Source organism: Parafrankia sp. EUN1f (genome assembly GCF_000177675.1).
In the GTDB taxonomy this organism is placed as follows: Bacteria; Actinomycetota; Actinomycetes; order Frankiales; family Frankiaceae; genus Parafrankia.
The window spans coordinates 1-17593 of the sequence record NZ_ADGX01000171.1 but is presented as its reverse complement, the minus strand read 5'-3'; the positions used below and the strand labels follow the sequence as shown (position 1 = coordinate 17593).

Annotated in this window: 13 protein-coding genes; 1 reads left to right on the top strand and 12 read right to left on the bottom strand. The window is 70.5% G+C overall.

Going from position 1 to position 17593, the window contains the following annotated elements:
* From ccrA to FREUN1FDRAFT_RS32520, 5 genes are all read right to left on the bottom strand, one after another.
* Positions 1–1200: crotonyl-CoA carboxylase/reductase (ccrA, locus tag FREUN1FDRAFT_RS32540; protein WP_006544596.1), on the bottom strand; the 1200-nt coding region annotated here is incomplete at its 3' end.
* 22 nt (positions 1201–1222) lie between these two features.
* Positions 1223–2374 carry an acyl-CoA dehydrogenase family protein gene (locus tag FREUN1FDRAFT_RS32535; protein WP_006544595.1) on the bottom strand — a complete coding sequence of 384 codons (1152 nt, stop codon included), beginning with the start codon at positions 2372–2374 and terminating at the stop codon, positions 1223–1225.
* Positions 2375–2433: 59 nt separating this feature from the next.
* Positions 2434–4641, bottom strand: coding sequence for a biotin carboxylase N-terminal domain-containing protein (locus FREUN1FDRAFT_RS32530; protein WP_006544594.1), 2208 nt, complete (start codon positions 4639–4641; stop codon positions 2434–2436).
* Between the two features lie 5 nt (positions 4642–4646).
* The gene (locus FREUN1FDRAFT_RS32525) at positions 4647–6308 is read right to left on the bottom strand and encodes a carboxyl transferase domain-containing protein (protein WP_006544593.1); all 1662 of its coding nucleotides are present in this window, start codon (positions 6306–6308) and stop codon (positions 4647–4649) included.
* Between the two features lie 326 nt (positions 6309–6634).
* Positions 6635–7375, bottom strand: a complete 741-nt coding sequence (locus FREUN1FDRAFT_RS32520) for an SDR family oxidoreductase (RefSeq protein WP_006544592.1) — start codon at positions 7373–7375, stop codon at positions 6635–6637.
* A 592-nt stretch (positions 7376–7967) separates the two neighbouring features.
* Between FREUN1FDRAFT_RS32520 and FREUN1FDRAFT_RS32515 the strand changes: the two genes are divergently transcribed.
* Positions 7968–8693 (top strand): TetR/AcrR family transcriptional regulator, encoded by a 726-nt coding sequence (locus FREUN1FDRAFT_RS32515; protein ID WP_006544591.1) that lies wholly within the window; start codon positions 7968–7970, stop codon positions 8691–8693.
* A 180-nt stretch (positions 8694–8873) separates the two neighbouring features.
* On the opposite strand, the gene FREUN1FDRAFT_RS32510 is transcribed toward FREUN1FDRAFT_RS32515, so the two are convergent.
* The 7 genes from FREUN1FDRAFT_RS32510 to FREUN1FDRAFT_RS32480 form a co-directional block, all read right to left on the bottom strand.
* Positions 8874–9758, bottom strand: a complete 885-nt coding sequence (locus FREUN1FDRAFT_RS32510) for an ABC transporter ATP-binding protein (RefSeq protein ID WP_006544590.1) — start codon at positions 9756–9758, stop codon at positions 8874–8876.
* The gene (locus FREUN1FDRAFT_RS32505) at positions 9755–10525 is read right to left on the bottom strand and encodes an ABC transporter ATP-binding protein (protein WP_006544589.1); all 771 of its coding nucleotides are present in this window, start codon (positions 10523–10525) and stop codon (positions 9755–9757) included. The genes FREUN1FDRAFT_RS32510 and FREUN1FDRAFT_RS32505 overlap by 4 nt, the downstream gene beginning before the upstream one ends.
* Positions 10522–13002 carry an ABC transporter permease gene (locus FREUN1FDRAFT_RS32500; protein WP_006544588.1) on the bottom strand — a complete coding sequence of 827 codons (2481 nt, stop codon included), beginning with the start codon at positions 13000–13002 and terminating at the stop codon, positions 10522–10524. The genes FREUN1FDRAFT_RS32505 and FREUN1FDRAFT_RS32500 overlap by 4 nt, the downstream gene beginning before the upstream one ends.
* A 363-nt stretch (positions 13003–13365) precedes the next feature.
* Entirely contained in the window at positions 13366–14550 is a 1185-nt protein-coding gene (locus FREUN1FDRAFT_RS32495) for a thiolase family protein (RefSeq protein ID WP_006544587.1), read from the bottom strand.
* Between the two features lie 641 nt (positions 14551–15191).
* Entirely contained in the window at positions 15192–16022 is an 831-nt protein-coding gene (locus FREUN1FDRAFT_RS32490) for an acyl-CoA thioesterase II (RefSeq protein WP_006544586.1), read from the bottom strand.
* 380 nt (positions 16023–16402) lie between these two features.
* Positions 16403–16906 carry a MaoC family dehydratase gene (locus tag FREUN1FDRAFT_RS32485; RefSeq protein ID WP_006544585.1) on the bottom strand — a complete coding sequence of 168 codons (504 nt, stop codon included), beginning with the start codon at positions 16904–16906 and terminating at the stop codon, positions 16403–16405.
* A gap of 184 nt (positions 16907–17090) precedes the next feature.
* The coding region (locus tag FREUN1FDRAFT_RS32480) for an acyl-CoA dehydrogenase family protein (RefSeq protein ID WP_006544583.1) at positions 17091–17593 on the bottom strand (503 nt) is incomplete at its 5' end.

The following is a 17593-nucleotide window of genomic DNA, read 5'->3' as shown; positions in this document are numbered from 1 at the left end:
CTCCTCCAACGGATACACCTTCGACAACGTCGGATGGATCAACCCCCGCGCCACCAACCGGTTCGCCTCCCACGCCTCCCGATAGTTCGCGAAATGCGACCCCACGATGCTCTTCAGACTCATCCACAGATACCGGTTGTCGTACTCGTGCATGAACCCACTCGTCGACGCGCACGTCACGATCGTCCCGCCCTTACGCGTCACGAACACCGACGCCCCGAACGTCTCCCGACCGGGATGCTCGAACACGATGTCCGGATCCTCCCCACCCGTCAGCTCCCGGATCCGCGCCCCCAACCGCTTCCACTCCCGCGGATCCTGCGTGTTCTCATCCGACCAGAACCGATACCCCTCCGCCGCCCGGTCGATCACCAGCTCCGCACCCATCGACCGGCAGATCTCCGCCTTCGCCGGCGACGACACCACACACACCGGAATCGCACCACCCCGCAGGGCCATCTGCGTCGCATACGACCCCAGCCCACCCGAAGCACCCCAGATCAGGACGACATCGCCCTGTTTCATCCCAGCACCGTTACGCGACACCAACTGCCGGTACGCCGTCGAGTTCACCAGACCGGGCGAGGCCGCCTCCTCCCAGCTGAGGTGGTTCGGCTTCGGCATCAGCTGGTTCGCCTTCACCAGCGCCAGCTCGGCGAGACCACCGAAGTTCGTCTCGAACCCCCAGATCCGCTGCTCCGGATCCAGCATCGTGTCGTTGTGACCCTCGGGCCGCTCCAACTCCACCGACAAGCAGTGCGCCACCACCTCGTCGCCGGGGTGCCAGGCGTGCACCCCCGGGCCGGTCCGCAACACCACACCCGCCAGATCCGACCCCACCACGTGATACGGCAGATCATGCCGCTTCGCCAACGGCGACGTCCGCCCATAGCGCTCCAGGAAACCGAACGTCGACAACGGCTCGAAAATCGACGTCCACACCGTGTTGTAGTTCACCGACGACGCCATCACCGCCACCAACGCCTCACCCGGCCCCAACTCCGGCGTCGCCACCTCATCCACATGCAACGACTCCCGCGGATCCTTGTCCCGCGACACCCGCCCCTCGAACAATCCCACCTCGTCCTTACGCACCACCACACCCCGATACGACTCCGGGACTGGTAGGGACGCGAACAGGGCGCGGCGATCCTCCGTGTGCGGAACAGCTGACTGGACAGCGTCAACAATGTGCTTCATGTGAGGTGGTCGCTCCCGTCCGTCAGACGCCGAGATGGCGCGCGATCAGCATCTTCTGCACCTCGCTGGTGCCCTCACCGATCTCGAGGATCTTCGAGTCCCGCCAGTGCCGGGCCACCGGATACTCGTTCATGAACCCGTAACCGCCGTGGATCTGGGTCGCCTCACGGGCGTTGGTCACCGCGGCCTCGGAGGAGAACAGCTTCGCCATCGCCGCCTCCTTCTTGAAGGGCAGCCCGGCGAGCATTCGCCAGGCGGCCTCGTAGTAGGCCGTCCGGGCGACGAACGTCCGGGTCTCCATCTCGGCGAGCTTGAAGGCGATGGCCTGGTTGCGCGCGATCGGGGCGCCGAACGCCTCACGTTCCTTTGCGTATTTCACGCTTTCGTCGACGCAGGCCTGCGCGAGCCCCACCGAAAGCGCCGAGATGGCGATGCGCCCCTCGTCCAGAATGGACAGGAAGTTCGCGTAGCCGCGCCCGGGCTCGCCGAGCAGGTTCGCCTCCGGCACCCGCACGTCCTGGAACGACAGCGGCCGCGTGTCGGACGCATGCCAGCCGACCTTCGAATAGGGCGCACCGGCGCTGAAGCCCGGGGTCGGGACCGGGACGATGATCGAGGAGATCTGCGGGCGGCCGTTCACCGGCTCACCGGTCACCGCGGTCACCGTCACGACCCGGGTGATGTCCGTCCCGGAGTTGGTGATGAAGGCCTTCGAGCCGTTGATCACCCATTCCCCGCCCTCGAGCCGGGCCGTGGTGCGGGTGCCACCCGCGTCACTGCCGGCACCCGGCTCGGTCAGCCCGAACGCACCCAGCGCCCGGCCGCTGGCCAGCACCGGCAGCCATTCCTCCCGCTGCGCCTCGGTGCCGAACCGGTAGATCGGCATCGCGCCCAGGCCCACCCCGGCCTCGAGGGTGATCGCCACCGAGGAGTCGGCCCGGGCCAGCTCCTCGATCGCCAGGCACAGCGCGAAGTAGTCGGCCCCCTGGCCGCCGTAGGACTCGGGGAAAGGCAGCCCGAACAGCCCCATCTCCCCCATCTGCGCGATGATCTCGTACGGGAAGGTCTTCGCCTCGTCATGGGCGGCGGCGGCCGGGGCCACCACCTCACGGGCGAACTCCTCCACCGTCTTGCGCAGGCTTTCGTGTTCCTCGCTCAGTCGACCCTCGACCATGGCCCGTCCCTGTCTGCTGCGTTGTGGAAAGTTCTGGCTGGCGGTGTGAAGAGTCCCGGCTAGGGCTGGTCGGCGCGCGGCCGCGGTGCCTCGTCCGTGACCTGCGGCCCGGTGGCCGGCGGCTCGCTCGCCGGGTCGACGGCGCCCGGCTCGACGACGGCGGGCTCGACGACGGCGAGCAGCGCGTCGAGCGCGACCGAGTCGCCGACCCGCACCAGCACGTCCTTGACCAGGCCGGCGAGCGGTGCGACCACCGTGTGTTCCATCTTCATCGCCTCGACGACCACCAGCGGGGCACCGGGTTCGACGGTGTCCCCGGCCCGCGCCCGCACGTCGACGACGATGCCCGGCATCGGGCTGCGGGCCTCGCCGCCCTGCTCGCCCGCGGCGCTGTCGCCACCCCGCTCGGCGTGGCGCTCGGCCAATGACCAGGCGAAGCCGTCGGCACCCGCCCAGAGGGTGCCGGCGGTCACGACGACCTGCCAGCGCCTGGTCAACCCGTCCAGGGTGACCAGGGCCTGCCCAGACCGCACCGCCAGGGTGGCGGCCTGCGCCACCTGGGTGACCGGGCCGGCCGGGGCCGGCCGCGCGGCCGGAAGCCAGGTGAGCTCGGCGGTGCGGGGCTCGGCCTCGTCGACGCGCACCCGCAGGCCGCCGTCGGCGGTGCGCAGCACACCGACCTCGCGCACCGGCCCCCCGGCACCGCCCGCCCCCGCCCCTGCCACCGACCAGCGGGCCCACACCGGCTCGCCCACCCGCCAGCCGGACGGGACGTCCCACGGGTCGACGACCGCCCCGGTGGGGATCAGAGTGTGCGCGCTGACCAGTGCGAACACCGCCAGCGCCTCCTCCGCCGTCGGAGCGCCGACGACCGCGCCCCCCACCGCCCCGGGGCCGCGCTCCGGTTCGGGGGCGGTCAGCGCCTCGAGGTGGCGCTCGACCAGGCCGGTGTCGAGCCGGCCGGCGAGGGTGTCGGGATGTCCGATCAGCCGCCGCAGGAAGCCGATGTTGCTGGTCACTCCCAGCAGCGTCGTGTCGGCGAGCGCCGCGTCGAGCCGGGCGAGCGCGCCGGCGCGGTCCGGGGCCCAGGCGATGACCTTGGCCAGCATCGGGTCGTAGGTCGCGGCGACGGGCGAGCCCGCCATCAGGCCGGAGTCGACCCGCACTCCGGCGCCGGCCGGTTCCCGCAGCACCAGGACGTCGCCGCCGGTCGGCAGGAAGCCGCGGGCGGGGTCCTCGGCGTAGACCCGGGCCTCGACCGCGTGGCCGCCCAGCCGGACCTCGTCCTGGGTGAGGGTCAGCCGCTCCCCGGCGGCGACCCGCAGCTGCTCGGCGACCAGGTCGACGCCCGTCACCAGCTCGGTGACCGGGTGCTCGACCTGCAGCCGGGTGTTCATCTCCATGAAGAAGAACTCGTCGGGCCGCTCGGTGCCCACGACGAACTCCACCGTGCCGGCACCGACGTACCCGACGGCGGCGGCGACGTCCACGGCCGCTCCCCCGATGCGGGCCCGGGTGGCGGCGTCGAGCAGCACCGACGGCGCCTCCTCGACGATCTTCTGATGGCGGCGCTGCAGGCTGCACTCGCGCTCACCGAGGTGGATGACGTTGCCGTGGGTGTCGGCGAGGATCTGCACCTCGATGTGCCGGGGGATGTCGACGAACCGTTCGACGAACAGCGTGTCGTCGCCGAAGGAGGCCGCGGCCTCGCGCCGGGCGGAGCGCAGCGCCTCGGGCAGGTCCGCCCGGTCGCGGACCAGGCGCATGCCCTTGCCGCCGCCGCCCGCGGCCGGTTTCACCAGCACCGGGTAGCCGATCTCGGCCGACGCCGAGACCAGATCGTCGTCCGTCATGCCCGGCTCGATCCGGCCGGGGACGACGGGGACACCCGCAGCGGCGACGGTGCGCTTGGCGGCGATCTTGTTCCCCATCAGGTCGACGACCTCGGGAGACGGACCCACGAAGACCACACCGGCGGCAGCGCAGGCCTGCGCGAAGGCCGGGTTCTCGGCGAGGAAGCCGTAGCCGGGGTGGATCGCCTGCGCGCCGGTGGCGGCCGCGGCGGCGAGCACCTTCTCGATGTTCAGGTAGGAGTCGAGCGCCCGGGCCGGGCCCAGGCGCACCGCCACGTCCGCCTCGGCGACGTGGCGGGCGTTCGCGTCGGCGTCGGAGTACACCGCCACCGACCGGATACCGAGCTCGCGCAGGGTCCGGAACACCCGGACGGCGATCTCACCGCGGTTGGCGACAAGCACCGTGTGGAACATCGTCCTCACATCCGGAAGATGCCGTAGCCGACGGGGTCCAGCGGCGCGTTCGCCGCGGCCGACAGCGCCAGACCCAGCACCGTGCGGGTGTCCGCCGGGTCGATCACGCCGTCGTCCCAGAGCCTGGCGGTGGCGTAGTAGGGGTTGCCCTGCTGTTCGTACTGCTCGCGGATCGGCGCCTCGAACGCCGCCTGCTCGTCGGCGGTCCAGCTGCCGCCCCGGGCCTCGATGCCGTCCCGGCGGACGGTGGAGAGCACCGCCGCGGCCTGGTCACCGCCCATCACCGAGATCCGGGCGTTGGGCCACGTCCACATGAACCGCGGCGAGTACGCCCGGCCGCACATCGAGTAGTTGCCGGCGCCGAACGACCCGCCGATCACGACGGTGAACTTCGGCACCCGGGCGCAGGCGACGGCGGTCACCATCTTCGCGCCGTGCTTGGCGATACCGCCGGCCTCGTAGTCGCGGCCGACCATGAACCCGGTGATGTTCTGCAGGAACAGCAGCGGAATCTGGCGCCGGTCGCACAGCTCGATGAAGTGGGCGCCCTTGAGCGCCGACTCGCCGAACAGCACCCCGTTGTTGGCGATGATGCCGACCGGGTGCCCGTGCAGGCGGGCGACCCCGGTGACCAGGGTCGAGCCGTACTCCTTCTTGAACTCGGCGAACCTGCTGCCGTCCACCAGCCGGGCGATCACCTCGCGGACGTCGTACGGCGTGCGCGGATCCGCCGGCACCACCGAGTACAGCTCGGACGTCGGGTAGAGCGGCTCCTCGGTCGGCACGACGTCCCATGGCCGGGGCGCGCGCGGCGCGAGCTGGCCGACGATGCGCCGCACGATCGTCAGCGCGTCGGTGTCGTCCGCGGCGAGGTGGTCGGTGACGCCGGAGCGCCGCGAGTGCAGCAGGCCGCCGCCGAGGTCCTCGGCGCTGACGACCTCGCCGGTGGCCGCCTTCACCAGCGGCGGGCCGCCCAGGAAGATCGTGCCCTGGTTGCGGACGATCACCGCTTCGTCGCTCATCGCCGGGACGTAGGCTCCGCCCGCGGTGCACGAGCCGAGCACGGCCGCGATCTGGGCGATGCCGCGGGCCGACATCGTCGCCTGGTTGAAGAAGATCCGGCCGAAGTGCTCCCGGTCCGGGAAGACCTCGTCCTGCCGCGGCAGGAACGCGCCGCCGGAGTCCACCAGGTAGACGCAGGGCAGGCGGTTGTGCAGCGCCACCTCCTGGGCGCGCAGGTGCTTCTTCACCGTGATCGGGTAGTAGGTGCCGCCCTTGACGGTGGCGTCGTTGACGACGATGACGCACTCGCGCCCGGACACCCGGCCGACGCCGGTGATCATCCCGGCGCCCGGGGCCTCGTCGTCGTACAGGCCGGCGGCCGCGAGCGGGGAGAGCTCCAGGAACGGGCTGCCGCGGTCCAGCAGGGTGTCCAGCCGGTCGCGGGGCAGCAGCTTGCCGCGTTCGACGTGCCTGCGCCGCGCGGTCTCGGGCCCGCCGAGCGCGGTCCGGGCCAGTGTGGCGCGCAGTTCGTCCACGAGCTGCGCGAACGCGGCGGCGTTGCGGCGCGCGGGATCGTCCTTGACATCGACCAGACTCCGCAAGGGCTCGCCGGGCGCTGTCCGCTCCCAGGAGGCCGGGCGGTCGATGTTAGCGTTGACTAACATGCGACGCAGGCTAGCGGGTCCGGGCCCGCCGTGTCGAGGCGAAGCCCCGCAGCTGCCCCACGAGTCCCACCAGCCCCCCCGACGAACCTCTCGCCAGGCCCCGCGGACGTCGTCCGGGAGCAGGCCGGACCCGGCCCGGTTCCGGGCAGCCGAACGTCCCGCGCCACAGCACCGGACGACGACGGTCGAGGCCGGGGCAGCGCGGGACGGCGGTATGGACTGACAGCGCGGAACGATGCGTCAGTGACGAACAGTGAGTAGTGGCAAGCCGTCAGTGGCGACGTGTCCGTGACGGCGCGTCGGCGGCGGGCTCGGCGGCGGCAGCCTCAGAGGCGAGGCCCCACCACGACGGTGGGAACGCTCGTGCTCGCCCCGTTACGCAGGACGTTGTGGACCACCCGGACAAGCTCGTCGACCGGCAGGAAGTTCTCGGTGATGTAGCCGCGGCTCGCCCAGATCGGATGCACCTCGGTAACCAGGCCGAGGTCCCAGCCCGAGGAGAACTCGGTCATGGAATCACCCTCACCGCCGACACAGTTGCCGACGACGACGCGGGTGAAACCGACCTTCGGATGCTCGACCTGCCACGCCTCGACCAGCTTGTCCAGCGCGGCCTTGCTGACGGCATAGGCACCCAGGCCCGGCCACGGGTCGGTGACCGACGCACTGACCGTCGAAAGGTAGGCGGCCGTGCCACCGCTCTCGGTGAGATACGGAATCGCCGCCGCGGTGATCAGCGATGCACCGATCACGTTCGTGGCAAAAGTGCTGTGCCAGGTTTCGGCGTCGATATCGGCCAGGCGGATGAGTGGCCCGACACCCGGCGAGTAGACCAGGGCGTCGATACCGCCGAGGCCATTCGCGGCCTCCTCGATCGCCCGCTTACAGGAGTCCGCGCTGGTCACGTCGCACTCGATCGCGAGCGCGCCCGGACCCGCCTCCTTCGCCGCCTCGGCGAGCCGGTCGCGCCGCCGGGCAAGTAACGCGGTCGGGGCTCCCTCCCGCGCCAGCCCGACTCCGATGCATCGGCCCAGCCCACTGGACGCCCCAACAACTACTGTCCGCATCGCTCCACTCCCTTGTAAACGGGATTCTCCGCATAAAAGAGGTGCCTTATCACGAAGGACGCTACAACACGAAGCGGTCCACGTGTCGGGCAATCCCACCCGGCCCGCAACGCGCCGCACCCAACTCCACGCCGCTCCCACCAACCGATGTGCCCTGGTAACCGGATTGCGACGGATGGTGCAGTGATCGCCCTGCCCGCCGGATGACGACACCGCCGCCCGCCGCACCCGCCGACCCACCGCGACCCGCCAGGGACACCCGGCACGTGACCGGCCGCGGACCAGCGGTAACCCGTGGCCGCGCCCACCGCCGCCGCAAACGACCGAAGCCGCCCCGCGCCAGGCCGCGAGACGACAAGAGGCACCTTTAGCGGGCAGGTCTTCGACACGCAGCTACCAGATCCAGGGAAGGGACCCAAAAATCCAGGGCGTCGATAGTATAGTCGACCGTACTTACCCTAACCCCACCCCATCGATATAACCAAGCTCTGCCGATAACCCAGCCCAGCCGAAAACCCGACACCGCCGACCTGCACGCGGGCCCCGCCCGCAGTACTCAATGTGGCCGGTCCCGCACGCTAAGGAGAAGAAATTGTCGACGGCCGCGCCGACCGACCGCGAGAAGCCGAACGGGCCACGTTCGCGCAAAGGAGCGGCGACGCGGGCACGCCTCCTCGATGCGGCGAAGACCGTCTTCGAGAAGGACGGGTTCCTGGAGGCGAGAATCTCCGACATCGCCGAGCAGGCCGGCCTGTCACACGGCTCCTTCTACCACTACTTCGATTCCAAGGAGCAGATCTTCCGCGAGATCGCCAAGGAGATGACCGACCTCCTGAACGCTCCGCTCAGCACGGCAATCTTCATCCCCGCCTCGACCGCGCCGCCCCGGGAACGCATTCGGGCCGGGATCCGCCGGTATCTGGAGAGCTATCGGGCGGAAGCCCGCATCATCGGTGTGATCGAACAGGTGTCCCGTTACGACGCCGAGCTCAACAGTGAGCGCTTCCATCACCAGCAGCGCGACCGCGACCGGGTCGTCGGCTCCATCCGCCAGCTGCAGGCGCTCGGGCTGGCCGCGCCGGACATCGATCCCGCCATCGCCGCGCACTCGCTCGGCGCGATGGTCTCCCGCTTCGCCGAGATGTGGCTGGTGCAGGGCCTCGTCGAAAGCGACCTGGAGCTTGCGGCCGAGCAGCTGGCCCGCCTGTTCGGCAACGCGCTGCAGCTGCGTGACCGGCCCCGGCCCCAGGAGGGGCAGGACGATGACGACCTCGATGGTCCACGCCCGTTCCTGCGCCCCGGTCCCCATCAGGGCTAGCCCGAAACGCGCCGCCGGGCCCGCCCGGATCCACGGGCAGCCCTGCCGCAGCGCGGTCGCGGCCCGCGCCGGGCCTGCATGGCCCCCCGATCAACGAAGGCGCCTCCGGTCCCCATCCGGGGTCCGGAGGCGCCTTCGCGTCACCGGTGCGCGAGCCGGGTCAGTGTCCCGGCGGTGCTGTCAGTGCGCCGGCTCGAAGGCCTGCGTGACGACGTCACCCGCGTCGGCGCTGGCACCGGTCCATTCGACCGAACCGTGACCGAGCAGCACGACCCGGTCACACAGGTCGAGCGCGTGCGCCACCTGCTGCTCCACGATCAGCAGGGCGGTGCCCTGCTCCCGCAGCTTGCGCAGGGCCTCGTAGAGCTCCGCGACGATGATCGGCGCCAGGCCCAGCGACAGCTCGTCCGCGACGAGGATCTTGGGAACCTCGACCATGACCCGGGCCATCGACAGCATGCGCTGCTGCCCACCGGACATGCTGCCCGCAAGCTGCCTGCGTCGCTCCCCCAACACCGGGAAGAGCTCGTAGGCCTGCTCGAGCGCCTCGCGGACCCCGCGCTTGCCACGCACCCGACCGAAGGAGAGCGCGAGGTTCTCCTCGACGGTCAGCGTCGCGAACACCGACCGCCCCTCGGTGGCGTGGGCGACGCCGGCACGCGCGTACCGGTAGGGCTTGGCGCCCGTCATGTCGGTGCCGTCCACATGGACGGTGCCCTGCGTCGGTGTCACCAGGCCGGAGGCGACCCGGGCGACCGTGGTCTTCCCGACACCGTTGGAACCCACGAGGGCGAGCGCCTCGCCGGGCGCCACCTCGAACGAGACACCGAACAGGGCCCGGAACGGCCCGTAGCCGGCCACCACATCGCGCAGCTCAAGTACCGGGGCCTGCGGCGCCGTCGCCGTCACCACCGTCGGTGCCGCCGGCGCGGCTTCCGCTGCCTGCGCCTTCGATCCTGCCGCTGCCGGCACCGCTGGCGCCGTCGGCTCGGATGCCACCGCTTCCCCCGAGGTCGGCTCGGTCATCGTGCCTGCGCCCTCCTCGACCGCCTGTGCGTCGCTCAACTCTTCACCTCGAAGTTCCCGAGATAGGCGTCCCGGACCTCCTTGCTGGCCATGACCTCACGGGTCGGGCCCTCCGCGATCAGACGTCCGAAGTCGAGCACATAGGACCGCTCCGTGAAGCTGGTGACCAGCTCGACGTCGTGCTCGACCAGAAGGATCGCGAAGCCCTGCTCGCGCTGGACCTCCTGGAGGGTCTTCGCCAGCGCGGAGGTCTCCGACCGGTCCAGGCCCGAGGAGGGCTCGTCGAGCAGCAGCAGCTTCGGCTCGGTCATCAGCGCCCGGCCGACCTCCACCAGGCGCCCCTGGCCGAGGCTGAGCCGTTCGATGGGCTCGTCGGCGAGGTCGAGCAGCCCCAGCAGCCCCAGGACCTGGTCACACTGGGCCAGCTCGGAGGAGGTCGGCCGACCCAGGCCGATCATGTCCTTCCACAGCCGGCCGGTGCCGCGCCGGACCCGCTCGGCGACGAGCAGATGATCACGGACGGTGCAGTCCGGGAACAGCTCGATCCGCTGGAAGGTGCGGCCGATTCCCGCCCGCACCCGGCGGTAGGCGGCGACGCCGGTGACGTCCTTGCCCGCGATGGCGACGCTGCCACCGTCCATCGGCAGCACGCCGAGCAGGCAGTTGAAGAACGTCGTCTTCCCGGCCCCGTTCGGCCCGATCAGCCCGACCCGCTCGCCCTCGTCGATCTGCATCGTCACGTCGTTGAGGGCGACGATCCCGGCGAAGCGCTTGGTGACGCCGGTGGCCCGCAGTACCTCGGTCACGAGACCACATCCTCAGTTCGCGCCGGCGAGGAGGCGGCCGGCCGCTCCGACTCTCCGTTGGAACCCGACCTCACCGAGACGCCGGCCTCGGGCGATGTGGTGGCGGCGCCGGCGCCCTCGGCAGCCGACGCCGCCGGCGGGGTCGCGGGTGGCTGCGTGGTGTTCTCCGCAGCGGACGCCGCCGGTTCGGCGGACTTCGGTGTGGCGGGCGCGGGTGCCGGCGCCACGGGCTCCTCTGGTGCCGCCTGCGCGGCCGGCGCCTCGGCGGTGGCCGTGGTTTCCTCGGACTTCGCCGCGGCAGGCGCCTCGGCGGCCGGGGTCTCCGCCGCGGCCTCCGCGCTGGGCTTGGCGGGTGTGGCAGCGTCGGGCACCGCCGCGTCCGGCTCGGCCGGCGGGCCCGCCGGCCCCACGGCACCGACGCCGCCGGCCCCCGCGAGCGCCGGGGTGGGCGTCGGCAGCAGGTTCGTCAGGAACGCGGGCAGCTTCATCTGCCGTTCGACGAGGCCCTCGGGATGCCGCGCGAACTGCAGCGCGGCGAGGCCGAACAGCACGAACACCCAGTTACCCGTGATCGGGAAGAAGTCCGGCACGGCGTCCTCGCTGCGCGCGATCCAGGCGATGAAGGTGCCCGAGAGGATGAGCGGCTCGAACAGCGCGAACGCCGCGGCCGCGTTGAGCGCGCCCCGGATCGTCCGCGAGCCCAGGGTGACCACCATGACCACCCAGAACAGCGCCGCGAACGGCCCGAAGTTCGTGCCGTAGCTGACGTCCTTCTGTGCCATCGCGAGCAGCGCGCCGCCGAGCCCCGCGATGAAGGCGGAGACCGCGAAGGCGATCAGGCGGACCCGGGCGGAGGAGATGCCGATCGACTCGGCGCCCACCTCGCTGCCGCGCATCGCCACGAGGGTGCGGCCGAACGTCCCCTTGCGCAGTTGCAGGACGACGGCGGCCACCACGACCAGGACGATGGAGGCGAACACCAGGTAGTACTTGTCGTCGCCGAGGTCCCAGGGTCCGATGACCGGACGGGGGACCGCGGTTCCCTGCAGTACCGCCTCGTCGCCGCCACCGACCCAGGAGAGCTTCACCAGCACGGCGTCGAAGAAGTAGGCGAACGCGAGCGTCGCGATCGCCGTCCAGATGCCGCCGAGGCGGCGGATCGGCAGCGAGAGCAGGGCACCGACCACGGCCGCGACCGCGGCTCCGATCAGGGCCGCGACCAGCACCGACAGGTCGTAGCGCACCACCATCTGGTACACGGTGAAGGCACCGATGGCGGCGAACGTGCCCTGGCACAGCGAGATCTGCCCGGACATTCCGGTGACCACCGTGATCGACAGGAAGATGATGCCCATCACCACGGCCTTCGTCACCAGGAAGACCCACAGCGAGTCGCCCCTGGTGAGGACCACGGTGGCGGTGACCGCGAGGACGGCGAGACCGACCAGCCTGATGATCATCGCCAGGCGCGGGTCACGCACCTCACCACCGAGCGAGGGCGGCGGCGGCTCGACCCCGGCCAGCGGGTCACCCGAGTCGCGGGACCGCCGGATGCTGGGAACCAGGACCACGACCGCGAAGAGCACCACGAAGGGCACGGACGGAGTCAGGTTCTCCTGCACCGTCTTGACCCAGGCGTGGTCGTCGGACCAGCGCGGCAGGAAGGTGTTGAGCTGGGCGATGACGACGCCGAGCAGAATGCCGCCGCCCAGCGCCCCGGGCAGGCTCGTGAGCCGGCCGATGGCCGCCGCGGCGATCGCGACCACCATGACGCTGAAGAAGTCGGCGGCGGCGAGCGTGTTGAACCGCGGCGCGATGAGCACACCGGCGATTCCCGCGAAAAACGACGACAGCACCCAGGAAAGCGCGGAGATGCGGTCCGCCGCGATGCCGTTGAGCTCGGTCATCTTCGGGCTTTCGACCACGGCCCGCATCCGGACGCCGATCGCGCTGAACCGGAACAGCGCGACCAGTCCGACGACGGCCACGAGCACGACGCCCATGCTGACCAGCTCGTCGCGGCTGAACGCGTACACGCCGAACGGGTCGTAGAAGACGTTCGCCCCGTCGGGTGCGACACCGACCGGCGTCTCCCCGGCGACCGCCGTGAACTTCGCGAGGATGTCGAACAGGTACGGGATGGCGACGGCGAGACCCGCGGCGACGACGAGCCGGGCCACCGCGGGCGCCGTCCGCAGCGGCCGGAAGATCAGCCGCTCGAGGACGAGGCCGATCAGCGGCGGCAGCACGAAAACGGCCAGGATGACCGCCGGGACGGTCGGCCACTCCCACGTGATCCGCGCCTTGAAGTACATGGCGGCGGAGACGTAGGCCTGGGCGCCGAACGCGAGGTTGAAGACACCGGAGGTCTTGTACGTCAGGACGAAGCCCAACGCGACCAGGGAATAGACGACTCCTGGCGGCAGGCCCTGCAGCAGCGCCTGAAAGAAGTCGTGCGCAACGGATGTATCGTTCATGACAACTTCCGCCCGACCGCTCAGCTACCGGAGCTAGTATCGGAGTGAGCCGGGGTGCTGCGTGCGCACCTGGCCGGTGGACGTGTGGTGGCCGGTGGACGTGTTGACCGCCGAGAACGGAAACGCTGCCGCTTCACCGTATCGTCATTCCCTTGAATTCGAGGTACGGGAAATACTGCCGCCACGACGTGCCCGTGGGGCAGTGAGCCTCTTCCACCTCACGGCCCACGGTCAGGGGGGTCGTGAGCCCGTGTCGACGGGTGGAGAAGGCTCAGTGTTCTTGCTGTCGTGTTCCGTTCTGGCGCCGAGCCGGCGCGGGCTCGCCCGGTGGCCAACCGGGCGAGCCCGCCCACTCACTCGGTGTTAGGGGGCCGGAACCTCCAGCACGAGCGCGCTGGCCATACCGCCGCCAGCGCACATCGCAGACACCGCGAGACCACCACCGCGGCGTCGCAGCTCGTGGATCAGCGTGATCACCTGACGCGCGCCCGTCATCGCGATCGGGTGCCCCAGGCTGCAGCCGCTGCCCAGGATGTTGACCCGGCTGTCATCGATCTCCAGCAGCCGCGACGCGGCGACCGCCACCGAGGCGAACGCCTCGTTGATCTCCCAGAGGTCGATGTCGGACACCGAGAGCCCCGCGCGCCGCAGGGCCTTCGGGATCGCCAGGGTCGGCGCGATGCCGGTGTCCACCGGCGGAACACCGACCGAGGCCCACGCGCGCACGACACCCAGGGCCTCCAGCCCGTTCGCCGCGGCGTAGGAGCTGTCCGTGATCACCATGGCGGCCGCACCGTCGTTCGCGCCCGCGGCGTTACCGGCGGTGATGCTGAAACCCTCGATCTCGGGGTGCAGCACCTTGAGCCCGGCGAGCCTTTCCATGCTGGTCGTCCGACGCGGGTGCTCGTCGACCTCGAAGGTGAAGCTCGTCCCGTCCCGCCGGGGCACCTCGATCGGGAAGATCTCCTCCTTGAAGGAGCCGGCGTCGATACCCGCCACCGCCCGCTGGTGCGACCGCAGGGCCCAGGCGTCCATCTCCTCGCGGGACACCCCGGCCTTCACCGCGGCGTTCCAGCCGACCGTGATCGACATGTCGTAGTTGGGCGCCTCGGCGGAGTTGCGGTGGGTGGGCGAGTACCAGTCCTCCACCTCGTCGGTTCCCGGCCGGCGCCGCTTCGCGCGCGGTGCGGTGGACGAGGAGTTCGTTCCGCCCGCCACGACGACCCGGTCCATGCCGGAGCGGATCGAGGCCGCCGCCGTCTGCACGGCGACGAGCCCGGAGGCGCAGTGCCGGTTGTGCGCGACACCCGGAGCGCCGAACAGGCCCGCCTCGATGGCGGCGTAGCGCGCGATGTCACCGCCGCCGTACAGCGACTCCCCCAGCACGACATCGTCGATGTCGGCCGGGTCGACACCCGAGCGCCGAACCGCCTCCGCGACGGCCTGCGTGCCGAGCTCGAACGCGTCGACGTCCACGAGGGAACCCTTGACCGCCGTGCCGATCGCCGTTCTCGCGGTCGAAACGATTACCGCTTCATGATCCGTCACGTTCGCTCCTCTGGTGGGGGCCACGAACCTCACAGGTCTCCCGTACAGAGCCCGGGGCTGTGAGGTGCCTCATACTACTGATGTCGATGTCGATGTCAAGACAAACCCGAACCCGTCGGGCCACCGTTAGGGGAGCCCCTCTTGTCCGGATAAAGATTGACGCAGCAGGCGATTTGCCGGCCAATTCCGGGGGCGGATTCCCGCCGACCGACAGACCGATCTTCCACTGCGCAACCCGTCCATTACCCGACGTCGCTGCTATCTGACAGTCCTGTGCCAGCCACACGGTATCCGCGGGCAGGCAGCGACTACCTGCCCAAATCCTCTCAGACCGCATCCGAGAGTGTCGACTTCTGCCTTCCGCCTGGCGAGAGCGACGAGATCAGTAGCCGAGAGTGTGGTACTCACCAGCGGGTAGCGAGCGATCCAACCAGACCGGAGGACGCCGCCGACCAGCCGTCGCCACATCGAAGACCCAACATCTGGCCGGGGTGACCCGTGAAGAGCCACGCGGGACCCCGAACACATCCAGGGCGTTCCTCCCGATCGAGGAACGCCCTGGGATTGCGGGCCGCACTCGGCGCCCCGGGGTACTGGATGTACTGATGTACTGGGGTACTGGATGTACTGGGGAGATCTAGCTAGAGGTGACTCCCGGAGGCGGCCATGGCGCGGATCATGTTGTCCTGCACGAACGACGCCACCAGCCCCTGCCCGCCGCGGTAGGCGTCACCCTGCCCGTAGCTGCGGCCGTGCCCGGCGAACGTGCTGCGGTGCGACAGCAGCAGCCAGTCCCGGGCCGGGCTCGGCGCGTGGAAGGTGATGGTGTGGCTGAGCACACCGGTCGAGATCGACCGGTGCGCGAGTGCCTGGCCGACACCCGGGTGGGGGCGCATCGCCGTCGCGATGAGGAAGCTGTCCGTCGAGAACGCCAGCAGCGCCTGGTTGGTCACCGGGTCGTCCGGGGCACCGGGCCAGCGTGTCCACACATCCAGCTCGGCGGGTCCGATGGCGTCGGGGTCGTTCAGGTCGACGTCGCCGACGATCTGAATCTGCCAGCTGCCGGCGCTCTCGGCCGGGTGCGGCGCGGCAGGCAGGGTCGGGGGCGCCGGGTGCGTCGCCGCGTAGCTGATGAAGTCCGGCTCCTCGGCCGACAGGAGCACCTGGGACTGCACGCACAGCCGGCCGCCCTGGCTGATCGACACCAGGCTCGTCGCGAGGCTACGGCCGCTATGCACCCGGCTCACCGCGATGTCGAGGTCGACGTCCGGCTTCGCGGCCCGCGCGAACACCGTGTGGAGCGTCTTGACCCGTTTGCCCTCCTGGCCCTGCTGCGCCGCGACCAGGGTCTGCGCCAGCAGCTGGCCACCGTGGACGACCGGTCCCCCGGTGCCGACACTGCCGGCCCGGTAGTGATCGGTGGCCACCGGCTCCAGCGCGAACGTGGCGAGGACGGAATCGACGGAGAACATCGGCTACCTCGAACCGAGGTGCCGCGCGGCGGCAGGGCGGACGGGCGCGCCGTGGAGATCCAACGAATGTCACCTTTCGTCGAGGCGAACGCAGGCGGGGACGTCGGCGCGACCCGCGGGCCCGCGGCACCGCAGGCGGTACCCGAGTACACGGATCGCCGACGACACCACCGGCGGCTGGCCGCCCGGGGCAGCACCCCAGGGCTTGCGGCCCGGGCACGGTGGGACACACCGCCCGGACCTGCTCCAGCATGGCTGGATCCAGCGTTCACTGTCGACTTCTGTCCAACGGCCACAGGCGGCCGCTCCCCTGCCGTCCCCGGTGCGCCTGCGCCGGAACCCCGGTCAGGCGCCCGGTTCGGGTCAGTAACTGACCGGGGTCAGCTACGCGGTTCGGGGCGGCCAGGCTGCTCGCCGCCGCGGGCCTCACCGTAGGAGCGCTTGGGCACCATCACCTTGCGGCGGTAGATGCAGACCAGGGTGCCGTCCTGGTTGAGGCCGCGGGTCTCCACGGTGACGATGCCACGGTCGTCCTTGCTCTTCGACTCCACCTTGTCCAGGACGGTCGACTCGCCGTAGATCGTGTCCCCGTGGAAGACGGGCGCCACGTGCCGCAGGGACTCGACCTCGAGGTTCGCGATCGCCTTGCCGGAGACGTCGGCGACCGACATGCCCAGCAGCAGCGAGTACACGTAGTTGCCGACGACGACGTTCCGCTTGAACTGGGTGGTCTTCTCGGCGTAGTTCACGTCGAGGTGCAGCGGATGGTGGTTCATCGTGAGCAGGCAGAACAGGTGGTCGTCGTACTCGGTGACCGTCTTGCCCGGCCAGTGCTTGTAGACCGCGCCGACCTCGAACTCCTCGTAGTACCGGCCGAACTGCATGCCCCACTCCCCTGATTTCCTCGTGCCTGGCGGTCCTGATGCCCGGCGGTGCTGCCGGCCTGGCGATGCTGTGCCCGCCTGGTCGGTACCGCGCGGGCGGGTGTCCGGCGTCGTCCACCCGCCCGCGGTACCCGGACTACTTCCTGTTCCTGCTGCGGCCCGCGACCGGCGGCCGGCGGCCGGCTCAGCGGGGAAGCCTGTACTCCTTGAGCAGCGCGCGGCTGATGATGCGCTTCTGCACCTCGGAGGTGCCCTCACCGATGAGCATGAACGGCGCCTCCCGGTACAGGCGCTCGATCTCGTACTCCTTGGAGTAGCCGTACCCGCCATGAATCCGGAACGACTCCGTCGTCACCTCGTGGCAGTACTCACTGGCCAGGAACTTCGCCATGCCCGCCTCGACGTCGTTACGCTGCCCGCTGTCCTTCTTGCGGGCCGCGTTGACCATCATCAGGTGGCCGGCCTCGACCTTCGTCGCCATCTCCGCGAGCTTGAAGGCGATCGCCTGGTGGTCGGCGATCTGATGGCCGAACGTCCGGCGCTGCTGGGCGTAGGCGATCGCCAGCTCGAACGCCCGGATCATGATCCCGCAGGCCCGCGCCGCGACGTTGACCCGCCCGACCTCGACGCCGTCCATCATCTGGTAGAAGCCCTTGCCGGCCGCCTCGGGCCCGCCCAGGATCGAGC

Coding starts and splice junctions, on each gene's coding strand:
- FREUN1FDRAFT_RS32535 (WP_006544595.1), bottom strand. CDS start 2,374: ATGGTCGAGGGTCGACTGAGCGAGGAACACGAAAGCCTGCGCAAGACG.
- FREUN1FDRAFT_RS32530 (WP_006544594.1), bottom strand. CDS start 4,641: ATGTTCCACACGGTGCTTGTCGCCAACCGCGGTGAGATCGCCGTCCGG.
- FREUN1FDRAFT_RS32525 (WP_006544593.1), bottom strand. CDS start 6,308: ATGTTAGTCAACGCTAACATCGACCGCCCGGCCTCCTGGGAGCGGACA.
- FREUN1FDRAFT_RS32520 (WP_006544592.1), bottom strand. CDS start 7,375: ATGCGGACAGTAGTTGTTGGGGCGTCCAGTGGGCTGGGCCGATGCATC.
- FREUN1FDRAFT_RS32500 (WP_006544588.1), bottom strand. CDS start 13,002: ATGAACGATACATCCGTTGCGCACGACTTCTTTCAGGCGCTGCTGCAG.
- FREUN1FDRAFT_RS32490 (WP_006544586.1), bottom strand. CDS start 16,022: ATGTTCTCCGTCGATTCCGTCCTCGCCACGTTCGCGCTGGAGCCGGTG.
- FREUN1FDRAFT_RS32485 (WP_006544585.1), bottom strand. CDS start 16,906: ATGCAGTTCGGCCGGTACTACGAGGAGTTCGAGGTCGGCGCGGTCTAC.